This is a genomic window from Haemophilus sp. SZY H8 (genome assembly GCF_018829755.1).
GTDB classification, from domain to species: Bacteria; Pseudomonadota; Gammaproteobacteria; order Enterobacterales; family Pasteurellaceae; genus Haemophilus; species Haemophilus haemolyticus_K.
The window spans coordinates 377,721-389,947 of sequence record NZ_JAHKJY010000001.1 but is presented as its reverse complement, the minus strand read 5'-3'; the positions used below and the strand labels follow the sequence as shown (position 1 = coordinate 389,947).

The following is a 12,227-nucleotide window of genomic DNA, read 5'->3' as shown; positions in this document are numbered from 1 at the left end:
TAAACTTCGGTTTAGGCCTTTTGTTTTATTAAGATAATAATCCTAGAATTTCACTCAAGTTTTAACTTGTGGTAGAATTCAATCCTCTTTTATTCGTGGGGAACATTATGGAAACCTTAGACAAAATTAAAAAACAAATTAGTGAAAATCCAATTCTTATCTATATGAAAGGCTCACCTAAATTACCATCTTGTGGTTTTTCGGCGCGAGCAGTAGAAGCACTGATGAATTGTAAAGTACCTTTTGGTTATGTTGATATCTTACAACATGCTGATATTCGTGCTGAATTGCCTGTTTATGCGAATTGGCCTACTTTCCCACAACTATGGGTCGAGGGAGAGTTAATTGGTGGGTGTGATATTATTTTGGAAATGTATCAATCTGGGGAGTTGCAAACTTTATTAAATGAAGTTTCTGCAAAACATGCACAAAATTGATTAATCAATAAAAAATCCCGCATTCTTTTAAAAGTGCGGGATTTTTTTAGCTTGTTTAGACTATTGTGTTGCTTGAATTGCAGTTAATGCAATAGTGTAAACAATGTCATCGACTAATGCGCCACGAGATAAGTCATTAACAGGTTTTCGCATACCTTGAAGCATTGGACCTACCGCAACTAAATCAGCAGAGCGTTGAACTGCTTTATAGCCGATATTACCCGCGTTGATATCAGGGAATACAAATACATTTGCTTGACCCGCTACTTTAGAATTTGGTGCTTTAGAAGCTGCCACATCTTTCATCACAGCTGCATCGTATTGCAATGGACCATCAATTAATAAATCAGGGCGTTTTTCTTGTGCAATACGGGTTGCCTCTTTTACTTTCTCGACTGATTGACCCGCACCAGAAGTACCAGTTGAATAAGAAAGCATTGCCACTTTTGGTTCTAAACCAAATGCTTTTGCAGATTCGGCTGATTGGATTGCGATTTCAGCTAATTGTTCCGCTGTAGGTTCTGGATTTACCGCACAGTCGCCATAGACTAATACTTGGTCTGGTAATAACATAAAGAATACAGATGAGATAATTGAACTGCCAGGTGCTGTTTTGATGATCTGCATCGGTGGGCGAATAGTGTTTGCCGTTGTATGAACGGCACCAGAAACTAGACCATCCACTTTGCCAGCTTCTAACATCATGGTGCCTAATACAACGGTGTCTTCTAATTGCGCGCGAGCTTGTTCTTCAGTTAAGCCTTTAGATTTACGTAATTCAACTAAACGAGCAACGTAGTTTTCGCGTACGTCAGCTGGATTGATGATTGTTACGTCAGCACTTAAAGTCACGCCTTGTTCTGCTGCGACTTTTTTCACTGATTCAGGATCCGCTAATAATACTGATTTTGCGATACCACGTTCAGCACAGATTGCAGCCGCTTTAACAGTGCGAGGTTCGTCACCTTCTGGTAATACGATAGTTTTGCCTGCTTTGCGTGCTAAATCAGTTAATTTGAAACGGAATGCAGCTGGAGAAATACGTGCTTTACGAGCAAGTGGTGCAGAGATTGCCGCAACTAATGCTTGTTCATCGAAGGTTTTAATTTTTCCTGCTTGTGCACCAAATACACCTAATATATCAGCGTTGTTCACACCACCAAATTCTGAAGCAACGGCTTCTATTAATGTGCTTTCTTCATTGTTTGCTACTAAGATGATTTGTGCATCTAAGGTTTGCGCAATCGCAAAGTTTAAGCTATTTGCAAAAGGCGCTTGAGCTGAAGGTTGAACACCTTTAACAACCACTAGATTTGCATTTAATGCTTGGAAATCAGCAACGATTTTTTCTAACAACACGTCTTTTTGATTATTTGCGATGAATGCTTGAGCGGCTTTTACATCTTCTACTGCATTGAATATAACCGCATTTGTTGTTTTAGCGATTTGTAATGCTGATGCTAAATTGGCTTCTGTGCTAGTTGGAATAAGAATAACTGCTTTAGTCATTTTGATATACCTTTTAATAAATGAAAAAAACCTGCTGATTTTTCAGCAGGTTTGATGGAAGTTGATTAGCCCGCTAAACGTGCGGTATCTTGAGCGATGACTAACTCTTCATTAGTTGGAAGTACAATCGCTTTAAATGCAGAATCATCAGTAGTGATTACGCCATCTTTACCGAAGCGTGCCGCAAGATTGCGTTCGTTATCCACTTTAATACCAAATAATTTTAAGTGATTTAATGCTAATTCACGAACATGAGCGGAGTTTTCACCGATACCACCCGTAAATGCAATGGCATCTAAGTGATCATCGCCTAATACCGCCATATAAGCACCGATGTATTTTGCTAAACGGTAACTATAGACGTCTAATGCACGTTTTGCTTCAGGCTTAGACAGATCGTCGTAGTTATCTTCTGCATAACGACAGTCACTGGTTACCTCAGTTAAACCTAAAAGACCGGATTTTTTCACTAAAGTCTCTTCAATTTGTTCCATTGACATACCTAAGTTTTTGTATAGGTAGAATACGATTGCAGGGTCGATATCACCACAACGCGTACCCATGACTAAACCTTCTAACGGAGTTAAGCCCATTGATGTATCGATACATTTACCGTTACGAACAACAGAAACAGAACCCCCATTACCTAAGTGACAAATAATCGTATTGACTTGGTCTGCAGGCTTACCGACATATTCAGCGACTTCACGAGAAACGAAGTAGTGGCTTGTACCGTGAGCACCATAGCGACGAACAGCGTGCTCTTTATAAAGTGAATATGGAAGCGCATATAAGAATGCTTCTTCAGGCATAGTTTGGTGGAAAGCAGTATCAAATACGGCAACGTTCTTATCTTTTAAATGTGGGAAGGTTTTAAAGGCTTCACGAATACCGATTAGGTGAGCAGGGTTGTGAAGTGGGGCAAATTGTGCTGCATCTTCAATACCTTTAACCACTTCATCTGTGATTACAACGGATTGAGTGTATTTTTCACCACCGTGAACGATACGGTGACCAATCGATGTGATTGAGTTTTTAAGCTCATCAGTCATAATGTTTGATGCAATGAAGTCAAGTGCTTCAGTATGTGCTGCACCTGCACCTAAATCTGCGCTCCCTTTCTCACCGTTAAGTTTCCATTTAATGCGAGCTTCTGGAAGGAAAAATGCTTCAGCTAAACCAGATAATTTTTCTTCACCTGTTGCTGGATCAAGGATTGCAAATTTTAATGAAGAACTACCACAGTTAAGGATTAGAACAAGTTTTGACATAGGAACCCTATATTTGATTAAAGTTAATGAAAATCCACTCAGTTGAATGGACTGAAAAAATTGAACATAGGATACACTTTTTGGTAAATAAAATAAATTCGTCTATGCATAAAAATTCATCAGGTTATTAAATTTTTTGAAAATTTAAACTTTTTGGGTAAGGTGACAAAAGAATATAAAGTGGGGTATGATAAGTGCGGTTATTTTAACGAGCATTTTTATGGCATTTTTTTCCATTTTAAAACAGGGACAAATTTATCTTAATACTTGGCCGCTAGAGGCTAAGTTAGGCATGATTTTCCCTGAAAACCGTATTATGAAAGCCACGAGTTTTGCACAAAAACTCATGCCCTTTGTTGCTGTATTTGCAGTGGTGTGGCAACAGGTTTATGCAAAAAATGATTTGATGGCGTTTTCTATTGCAATTTTGACCGCACTTTTTGCCTTGCTTATTCCTTTTCAAGGTCTTTATTGGCTTGGTAAGCGTGCGAATTCGCCATTAGAAAATCAAAGTGCGGTATGGTTTTATGATATTTGCGAACGCTTAAAACAACTACATGAACCCTTGCCTCTTGTGCAAGATCAACCGACATACCAACATTTAGCAGAAGTCTTAAAGAAAGCTCAAAGCAAATTTGAACGTGCTTTTTGGCAGGAAATTTAGTTTACGCAAACGTTTTCTTTTTGGCTTTATTTTTGTAGAATACCTCGGTCGTTTTAAACGGCCGTTTTTTATTGAGAGATTATTTAATGATCGATTACATTATTATTGGCATTATCGCTTTTTCCATTCTTGTCAGTTTATTACGCGGTTTTGTTCGCGAAGTGCTTTCACTCGGTAGCTGGGTTGTAGCATTTATTGTAGCAAGCCAGTTCTATCCTTATCTTGCTGCTTATCTTACGCAAATTGAATCAATGTATATTCGTAATGGAACCGCAATCGGGATTTTATTTGTACTGACTTTAATCGTGGGCGCCATAGTAAATTATGTGATTAGCCAATTAGTAGATAAAACTGGTTTAAGCGGCACAGATCGTGTTTTAGGTGCGATTTTTGGTTTAGTGCGCGGTGCACTGATTGTCGCTGCGTTATTATTTTTCATGGATACCTTCACCAATTTTGAACAAACTGATTGGTGGAAAGAATCTCAATTAATACCGCACTTTGGTTTTATTATTGAATGGTTCTTTCAACAACTTCAGGCTAGTTCAAGTTTTTTAAATCCAACGCTTAATCAATAAGGAACACAAAATGTGTGGTATTGTCGGTATTGTTAGCCAAAGTCCGGTTAATGAATCTATTTATGCAGCATTAACTCTTTTGCAACATCGTGGGCAAGATGCTGCGGGAATCGTGACGGTTGACGATGAAAATCGTTTCCGCTTACGTAAAGCTAATGGTTTAGTGAGCGATGTGTTCCATCAAGAGCATATGCTACGATTGCAAGGAAATGCTGGATTGGGGCATGTTCGTTATCCTACAGCGGGGAGTTCTAGCGTCTCAGAGGCGCAGCCTTTTTATGTGAATTCTCCCTATGGTGTCACTTTGGTGCATAACGGCAATTTAACCAACTCAGTCGAGTTAAAAGAAAAAGTCTTTAAAACTGCCCGCCGCCATGTAAACACCAATTCAGATTCCGAACTTCTTCTAAATATTCTTGCAAATCACCTTGATCACATTCCTCAAGAGAAACTTGATCCAAAAGATATTTTTAATGCTGTTCGTCAAACTCACAACGATGTTCGTGGTGCTTATGCTTGTTTAGCGATGATTATTGGACATGGCATGATTGCGTTTCGTGATCCTTTTGGTATTCGTCCTTTGGTGTTGGGTAAACGAGAAGAAAATGGCAAAACTGAGTATATGTTTGCCTCTGAAACAGTTGCTTTAGATATTGTGGGTTTTGACTTTGTTCGTGATATTGCCCCGGGTGAAGCCGTTTATGTGACGTTTGATGGTGAGCTTTATTCGCAGCAATGCGCCGAAAGTGCGGTGTTAAATCCTTGTATTTTTGAGTATGTTTATTTTGCACGCCCAGATTCAACAATTGATGGCGTTTCTGTTTATGCGGCGCGTGTTCACATAGGCGAAAAACTCGGACAAAAAATTGCAAAAGAATGGGCTGATGAAATTGATAATATTGATGTGGTGATTCCTGTTCCTGAAACCTCCACAGATATTGCGTTACAAATTGCCCGCGTACTAGGGAAACCTTATCGCCAAGGATTTGTGAAAAATCGCTATGTTGGTCGTACGTTTATTATGCCAGGACAAGCACAGCGTATTAGTTCTGTTCGTCGCAAATTGAATACCATTAAAGCTGAATTTAAAGATAAAAACGTCTTATTGGTGGACGATTCTATCGTTCGCGGTACAACCTCTGAGCAAATTGTTGAAATGGCTCGTTCGGCTGGAGCGAAGAAAATTTACTTTGCTTCTGCTGCACCAGAAATTCGTTATCCGAATGTATATGGTATAGATATGCCGAGTCGCGATGAACTGATCGCTTACGGTCGAAATGTTGATGAAATTGCGCATTTGATTGGCGTAGATAAACTAATTTTCCAAGATTTGACCGCACTTACTGAATCTGTTCAATTAGAAAATCCGTCTATTCGAGGATTTGATTGTTCAGTGTTCACAGGCGAATATATTACAGGTGACATCACGCCAGAATATTTGGAGAAAATCGCAAGTCAGCGGAACGATAGTGCAAAGAAAAAACGAGAAAAACAAGCATCTAATCTTGAAATTTATAATGAACAATAAATTGCGATAAGGCTAGATATTTAGTCTGATAAAAAATCACCGCATTAAAAAAGTGCGGTGATTTTTTTATTTGTTTTTTAGGATGTCTTCTAGATAGTTTTCGCAATCAGAATATTGAAATTGGAATCCCGCGTTAAGTAATTTTTCAGGCACAACATTTTGGCTTTCGAGTAATAGATTCGCCCGTTCACCAAGAATGAAATGTAATATCCATTTGGGAATGGTTGCAAAGGCAGGACGTTTTAATACTCGAGCCAAAGTGCGGTTAAATTTATGCTGTTTTATGGGATTCGGGGCGGTGAAGTTAAATGATCCTTGGCATTCTGAATGATCGAGTAAAAATAAAATGCCATTGACCATATCTTCCAAAGCAATCCAGGGGAAATATTGTTCTCCATTGCCCAGTTTGCCGCCAAGTCCCCATTTGTATAAAGGCAATATTTGAGCTAGTGCGCCCCCTTTTTTAGAAAAGACCATACCTGTTCGAATTAAGCAAACTCTAGCATGTGCTTGTTGCGCAATATTTTCCCAATCTTGGCATAATTGTGCGGTGAAGGTTTTTGCTGTTTTGCTTGTTTCGGTAATTGTTTGTTCGCCTTGATCGCCGTAAATTCCAGTTGCTGAACCTGAAATAAAAATAGGGTGTTGCTGATATTGATTAATGAATTCAACCAGTTGAGTAGTGAGGCTTAAACGACTTTCTCGTAAAATAGATTTCTGGTTTTTCGACCAAACTTTATGAAAAATTGGTTCGCCAGCAAGATTGATGATGGCATCAAACTGTTCTTGTAAATCGAGTTCTGAAAGTGCGGTAATAAATTTGATGTTTTTTTGCTTTGAGATAGTGTGCGACGCACTTGAGCGCGTTAAGATCGTCACTTGTTCATTGCGTAAGCAGAGTTGTTCAACAAGTGCTTTGCCGATAAGTCCCGTACCTCCAGTTAATAAAATATTCATTACAACGCGTTTTCAAATAAACGTTGAACATTTTTGAGTAAATCGACAATTTTTGTGCCACGCGTTGGTGTGATAAAAATTGTGTCATCGCCTGCGATAGTGCCTAGGATGCCTTCTGATTTTCCAATTGAATCGAGTAAGCGAGCGATGAGTTGTGCCGCACCCGGAGAAGTTTTAATGACAATTAACATGTCATTGTAATCAACATCTAATACAAGATTTTTTAATGGGCTACTGGTATTAGGAACACTCAATTCACCTGGTAAGCAATAGACCATTTCCATTTTGGTATTACGGGTACGAACAGCACCAAATTTGGTGAGCATTCTGGATATTTTTGATTGATTAATGCCTGTAAAGCCTTGTTTTTTTAAGGCATCGACAATCTCACTTTGAGAGCCAAAGCGTTCTTGATTGAGTAATTCTTTAAAAGCGCGAGTTAAATTGTCAGTCATTTTTATTTTTCAATAGTCAAAAATTTGCATAAGAATTGCATAAAAATTCATTTTCAGCAACTTGAATGTGAATAAAAGCAAAGAGAAGGAAAAAATTACCTCAGAAATGTGAACTAGATCATAGAATGATATTTCTCTGTTTGTAATTGTGAGATGAAAATTTTAAAATCAGGTCATCTTAAATTAACTAACACATAAGGAGTATTTATGAAAGTTGCAGTATTAGGCGCCGCAGGCGGTATTGGTCAAGCATTAGCGTTATTACTAAAACTTCAGTTGCCTGCTGGTTCAGATTTAGCATTATATGATATTGCCCCTGTTACCCCAGGCGTTGCAGTGGATGTGAGTCATATTCCAACCGCAGTGAATGTGAAAGGTTTTTCTGGTGAAGACCCAACGCCTGCACTTGAAGGTGCAGATGTTGTATTAATTTCTGCTGGTGTTGCGCGTAAACCTGGTATGGATCGTTCAGATTTATTCAATATTAATGCGGGCATTGTTCGTGGTTTAATTGAAAAAGTCGCGGTTACTTGCCCGAAAGCTTGTGTTGGTATCATCACTAATCCAGTAAATACTACCGTTGCGATTGCGGCTGAAGTATTGAAAAAAGCAGGTGTTTACGACAAACGTAAATTATTTGGTGTGACTACTTTAGACGTGTTACGTTCTGAAACCTTTGTGGCTGAATTAAAAGGTTTAAATGTTTCTCGTACGAGCGTTCCTGTTATTGGTGGTCACTCGGGTGTGACTATTCTTCCATTACTTTCTCAAGTTCAATATGCTAAATGGAATGAAGATGAAATCGAACCATTAACAAAACGTATCCAAAATGCAGGTACAGAAGTGGTCAATGCAAAAGCGGGTGGCGGTTCTGCAACGCTTTCAATGGCACAAGCTGCAGCGCGTTTCGCTCGTTCTTTAGTGAAAGGATTGAGTGGCGAGACAGTTGTTGAATGTACTTATGTTGAAGGCGATGGAAAATATGCTCGTTTCTTCTCTCAACCAGTTCGTTTAGGCAAAGAAGGTGTAGAAGAAATTTTACCAATTGGCCCATTAAGCAATTTTGAACAACAAGCCTTAGAAAATATGTTGCCAACTTTACGTGCAGATATTGAATTAGGTGAAAAATTTATTAATGGTTAATCATTAAAAAATAAGGGGAGCATTAGCTCCCTTTTTCATGTTTCGATAAAAAAGCCACCAAATGGTGGCTTTGTTTGTATCTTTATTATTTCTGACGCATTGCAGGGAATAAGATAACATCACGAATTGATGGTGCATTTGCATAAAGCATCGCTAAACGGTCGATACCTAAACCTTCACCAGCTGTTGGTGGTAAGCCGTGTTCTAGCGCAACAACAAAGTCTTCATCTTTAAACATCGCTTCATCATCACCCGCTTCTTTCGCAGCAACTTGTGCATCAAAACGTTCATTTTGATCTTCCGAGTCATTTAATTCTGAGAAACCATTACCGATTTCACGACCACCGATAAAGAGCTCAAAACGATCTGTTACATCAGGATTTTCATCGTTACGACGTGCAAGTGGCGAAATTTCTGCAGGGTGAGCCATTAAGAATGTTGGTTGAATTAAGTGATGTTCAGCTACTTCTTCAAAAATTGCATTTACAATGCTACCTAAACCCCAAGATTTTTGTACTTCAATACCTAAGCGTTCAGCCGTAGCTTTTGCACGATCAAAGTCATATAAATCTTCTTTTACGATACCTTTGTCTGCACCGTATTTAATGGTTGCATCGTGTAACGTAATACGTTCGAATGGTTTACCAAAATCAAATTCGTATTCGCCGTATTTCACAATAGTGCTACCAAGAATATCAATCGCTAATTTACGAAGAAGTTCTTCGGTGTTATCCATTAAATCATGGTAGTCCGCATATGCTTGGTAGTATTCAAGCATAGTAAATTCTGGATTATGACGAACAGAAACCCCTTCATTACGGAAGTTACGGTTTAATTCAAATACTCGTTCAAATCCACCCACTACTAAGCGTTTTAAATAAAGTTCAGGTGCGATACGTAAATACATATCCACATCTAATGCATTGTGATGGGTTACGAAAGGACGCGCAGATGCACCGCCTGGAATCACTTGTAACATTGGCGTTTCCACTTCCATAAAGCCTTTAGAAATGAAATATTCACGAATACCCGCGACAACTTTAGAACGAATAATAAAAGTGCGGCGAGATTCTTCGTTAGAAATTAAATCTAAATAACGTTGGCGATAGCGAACTTCTTGGTCGGTTAAACCATGGAATTTGTCTGGTAATGGGCGAAGTGCTTTGGTTAATAGTTGAACTTCAGTGGTTTTCACGGTGAGTTCATCGGTTTTTGTTTTAAATAAAGTGCCTTTAACGCCAACGATGTCACCTAAATCCCAAGTACCAACGTCATCTTTATAAACGCCTTCAGGCAAATTATCGCGTGCAACATAAAGCTGGATTTTACCGCTCATATCTTGAATAGTGATAAACGTCGCTTTACCCATTGCACGGCGAGTCATAATACGGCCAGCAACTTGTACTTCAACGTTTTTCTCTTTTAAGATTTCACCGTCTTCTGCATCATATTGATTGTGCAAATCTTGTGCGAGAGCATCACGACGAAACTTGTTTGGAAATGCATTACCTTTTGCACGTAATGCGGCTAATTTTTCACGACGAACGAGCATTTCGCCATTGAGATCTAATTCTTTAACTTCTTGTTCTGACATGTTGTTTACCTTTAATTTTAACTTTAAAAATACCTTCAAAAATAACCGCACTTTGGGGTTATTTCTTATGATGGGATAAGTAACGTGTCTTTACTTATCCTGCAAATCATGCTTAAAGCCCAGCTTTTAAACTCGCCTCAATAAATTGATCTAAATCACCGTCTAATACGGCTTGTGTATTACGGTTTTCCACACCAGTACGCAAATCTTTAATGCGTGAATCGTCTAATACATAAGAGCGAATTTGGCTTCCCCAACCAATGTCGGATTTATTATCTTCCATTGCTTGCTTATCCGCATTTTTCTTCTGTAATTCAAGCTCATACAATTTCGCTTTTAATTGTTTCATCGCTTGATCTTTGTTCTTGTGCTGTGAACGATCGTTTTGACATTGCACAACAATACCACTTGGCATATGGGTAATACGCACCGCACTTTCAGTTTTGTTTACGTGCTGACCACCTGCCCCCGATGCTCGATAAACATCAATACGTAAATCAGCAGGATTGATTTCAATATCAATATCATCATCAATTTCAGGGTAGACAAATGCTGCGCTGAATGATGTGTGACGACGGTTATTGGAATCAAATGGACTTTTACGCACTAAACGATGAATCCCCGTTTCTGTTCGTAACCAACCAAAGGCATATTCACCGCTCACTTTAATCGTTGCCGATTTCAATCCAGCTACATCACCGTCAGAGACTTCCATCAGTTCTGTTTTAAAACCCTTGCTTTCAGCCCAACGGAGATACATACGGAGTAACATTTCTGTCCAATCTTGAGCTTCCGTACCGCCAGAACCTGCTTGTAAGTCCACATAGCAATCGCAAGCATCATGTTCGCCACTAAACATTCGACGGAACTCTAATTTTTCGAGTTGTTGTTCAAGTTCATCTAATTCAGCTACTGCTTCATGGAAGGTGTCTTCATCTTCTGCTTCGATGGCAAGTTCTAACAACCCATCAACATCTTCTAAGCCTTGTTCTAAATTTTTGATGGTATTTACAACTTGTTCTAAAGAAACACGTTCTTTACCAAGCGCTTGGGCTTTATCTGGATCATTCCAAACATCTGGCTGTTCTAATTCAGCATTGACTTCTTCTAAACGCTCAACTTTGGCATCGAAGTCAAAGATACCCCCGAAGCACCGAAGTGCGGTCGGATAAGTCGGTGATTTTATTTTTTACAGGATTGATTTCAAACATAATAAATTCACTGTGTGATAAAGTGTGGAATTATATGCTATTTTCTGATTTTTGGATAGTTTGACCTTGCAGAAATTAGCAATCTCTCTATAATTTCAGACTTTCTTACTCAAGCTAATTTAGGAACAAAAAATGAAGAAAATTTTTACCGCACTTTTGTGCGTGGCTGCGGCCAATGCAATGGCAAACGATGCCACAATTAAAAGCAAATTACAGTCTCTTGGTGCATCAAATATTGATGTGAAATCCTCGCCAATTTCAGGTATCAAAACAGCAGTAACAGATCAAGGCGTACTTTATGTGACAGACGATGGAAAATATGCTTTCCAAGGTAAACTTTACGAGCTCACGAATAATGGTCCTGTTGATGTAGCGGGTAAAATTTTAGTGGATAAACTTAATTCTTATAAAAATGAGATGATTGTTTATCCCGCTAAAAATGAAAAGCATGTTGTGACAGTATTTATGGATATTACTTGCCATTATTGCCATTTATTACATCAGCAATTAAAAGAATATAACGATCTTGGCATTACTGTACGTTATTTAGCTTTCCCTCGTGCAGGCATGAATAACCAAACAGCAAAACAAATGGAAGCAATTTGGACGGCAAAAGATCCTGTTTTTGCTTTAAATGAAGCGGAAAAAGGCAATTTACCGAAAGAAGTTAAAACCCCAAATGTTGTGAAAAAGCATTATGAATTAGGCGCGCAATTTGGCGTAAATGGCACACCAAGTATTGTTACCTCAACTGGTGAGCTTATTGGCGGTTATTTAAAACCAGCTGATTTATTGAGCGCACTTGAAGAAACAGCGAAATAATTTTATAATGAAAACCAGGGGGCAGATGTCTACCCCCTTGTATTTAGTCGGTTATGCT

General features: G+C 38.7%; 11 protein-coding genes and 2 pseudogenes. 6 read left to right on the top strand and 7 right to left on the bottom strand.

The genetic code is table 11. The features are described from left to right. Positions 1 to 107 precede the first annotated feature (107 nt). On the top strand, positions 108 to 437 hold the full coding sequence (gene grxD / locus KKW16_RS01860) for a Grx4 family monothiol glutaredoxin (protein ID WP_048954094.1): 330 nt from the start codon (positions 108 to 110) through the stop codon (positions 435 to 437). Positions 438 to 497: 60 nt separating this feature from the next. Here the strand turns inward: grxD and pta are convergent. The 3 genes and pseudogenes from pta to KKW16_RS01850 form a co-directional block, all read right to left on the bottom strand. Then, a pseudogene (gene pta, locus KKW16_RS01855) lies at positions 498 to 1,547 on the bottom strand (phosphate acetyltransferase); the annotation flags it as partial. Between the two features lie 72 nt (positions 1,548 to 1,619). After that, positions 1,620 to 1,946, bottom strand: a pseudogene (locus KKW16_RS09080) (AAA family ATPase); the annotation flags it as partial. A 65-nt stretch (positions 1,947 to 2,011) separates the two neighbouring features. Continuing rightward, complete coding sequence (locus KKW16_RS01850) at positions 2,012 to 3,217, bottom strand: acetate kinase (protein WP_048954092.1); 1,206 nt, start codon at positions 3,215 to 3,217, stop codon at positions 2,012 to 2,014. Between the two features lie 220 nt (positions 3,218 to 3,437). Here KKW16_RS01850 and yfbV point away from each other — a divergent pair, with 220 nt between their 5' ends. The 3 genes from yfbV to purF all read left to right on the top strand — a co-directional run bounded on the left by yfbV (position 3,438) and on the right by purF (position 5,987). Further along, positions 3,438 to 3,881, top strand: coding sequence for a terminus macrodomain insulation protein YfbV (gene yfbV, locus KKW16_RS01845; protein WP_215767867.1), 444 nt, complete (start codon positions 3,438 to 3,440; stop codon positions 3,879 to 3,881). 86 nt (positions 3,882 to 3,967) lie between these two features. Next, positions 3,968 to 4,459, top strand: a complete 492-nt coding sequence (locus KKW16_RS01840; protein ID WP_005626270.1) for a CvpA family protein — start codon at positions 3,968 to 3,970, stop codon at positions 4,457 to 4,459. Between the two features lie 10 nt (positions 4,460 to 4,469). Further along, positions 4,470 to 5,987, top strand: coding sequence for an amidophosphoribosyltransferase (gene purF / locus KKW16_RS01835; RefSeq protein WP_215767866.1), 1,518 nt, complete (start codon positions 4,470 to 4,472; stop codon positions 5,985 to 5,987). A 66-nt stretch (positions 5,988 to 6,053) separates the two neighbouring features. Here the strand turns inward: purF and KKW16_RS01830 are convergent, their stop codons facing one another. Together KKW16_RS01830 and argR are read right to left on the bottom strand one after the other, a co-directional pair. Continuing rightward, complete coding sequence (locus tag KKW16_RS01830; RefSeq protein WP_215767865.1) at positions 6,054 to 6,944, bottom strand: TIGR01777 family oxidoreductase; 891 nt, start codon at positions 6,942 to 6,944, stop codon at positions 6,054 to 6,056. After that, the gene (gene argR / locus KKW16_RS01825; protein WP_005638679.1) at positions 6,944 to 7,399 is read right to left on the bottom strand and encodes a transcriptional regulator ArgR; all 456 of its coding nucleotides are present in this window, start codon (positions 7,397 to 7,399) and stop codon (positions 6,944 to 6,946) included. The genes KKW16_RS01830 and argR overlap by 1 nt, the downstream gene beginning before the upstream one ends. Before the next feature lie 207 nt (positions 7,400 to 7,606). On the opposite strand from argR, the gene mdh reads away from it, so the two are divergent. Further along, entirely contained in the window at positions 7,607 to 8,542 is a 936-nt protein-coding gene (gene mdh / locus KKW16_RS01820; protein ID WP_005691178.1) for a malate dehydrogenase, read from the top strand. 85 nt (positions 8,543 to 8,627) lie between these two features. Here mdh and lysS read toward each other — a convergent pair whose 3' ends face one another. Together lysS and prfB are read right to left on the bottom strand one after the other, a co-directional pair. After that, positions 8,628 to 10,136: a lysine--tRNA ligase gene (gene lysS / locus KKW16_RS01815; protein WP_215767864.1), complete on the bottom strand. Its 1,509-nt coding sequence runs from the start codon at positions 10,134 to 10,136 to the stop codon at positions 8,628 to 8,630. A 112-nt stretch (positions 10,137 to 10,248) separates the two neighbouring features. Beyond that, a protein-coding gene (gene prfB / locus KKW16_RS01810) for a peptide chain release factor 2 (protein ID WP_252347860.1) occupies positions 10,249 to 11,347 on the bottom strand; the annotation gives its coding sequence in 2 pieces (ribosomal slippage) (positions 10,249 to 11,271 and positions 11,273 to 11,347; 1,098 coding nt in all). A 132-nt stretch (positions 11,348 to 11,479) separates the two neighbouring features. On the opposite strand from prfB, the gene dsbC reads away from it, so the two are divergent. Beyond that, the gene (gene dsbC, locus KKW16_RS01805; protein WP_118784850.1) at positions 11,480 to 12,169 is read left to right on the top strand and encodes a bifunctional protein-disulfide isomerase/oxidoreductase DsbC; all 690 of its coding nucleotides are present in this window, start codon (positions 11,480 to 11,482) and stop codon (positions 12,167 to 12,169) included. The last annotated feature ends 58 nt before the right edge of the window (positions 12,170 to 12,227 follow it).

What these genes read in the sequence shown, in the direction of transcription:
- KKW16_RS01830 (WP_215767865.1), bottom strand. Translation starts at nt 6,944, where the DNA reads ATGAATATTTTATTAACTGGAGGTACGGGACTTATCGGCAAAGCACTT.
- mdh (WP_005691178.1), top strand. Translation starts at nt 7,607, where the DNA reads ATGAAAGTTGCAGTATTAGGCGCCGCAGGCGGTATTGGTCAAGCATTA.
- purF (WP_215767866.1), top strand. Translation starts at nt 4,470, where the DNA reads ATGTGTGGTATTGTCGGTATTGTTAGCCAAAGTCCGGTTAATGAATCT.
- lysS (WP_215767864.1), bottom strand. Translation starts at nt 10,136, where the DNA reads ATGTCAGAACAAGAAGTTAAAGAATTAGATCTCAATGGCGAAATGCTC.
- argR (WP_005638679.1), bottom strand. Translation starts at nt 7,399, where the DNA reads ATGACTGACAATTTAACTCGCGCTTTTAAAGAATTACTCAATCAAGAA.
- yfbV (WP_215767867.1), top strand. Translation starts at nt 3,438, where the DNA reads ATGGCATTTTTTTCCATTTTAAAACAGGGACAAATTTATCTTAATACT.
- KKW16_RS01850 (WP_048954092.1), bottom strand. Translation starts at nt 3,217, where the DNA reads ATGTCAAAACTTGTTCTAATCCTTAACTGTGGTAGTTCTTCATTAAAA.
- KKW16_RS01840 (WP_005626270.1), top strand. Translation starts at nt 3,968, where the DNA reads ATGATCGATTACATTATTATTGGCATTATCGCTTTTTCCATTCTTGTC.
- dsbC (WP_118784850.1), top strand. Translation starts at nt 11,480, where the DNA reads ATGAAGAAAATTTTTACCGCACTTTTGTGCGTGGCTGCGGCCAATGCA.
- grxD (WP_048954094.1), top strand. Translation starts at nt 108, where the DNA reads ATGGAAACCTTAGACAAAATTAAAAAACAAATTAGTGAAAATCCAATT.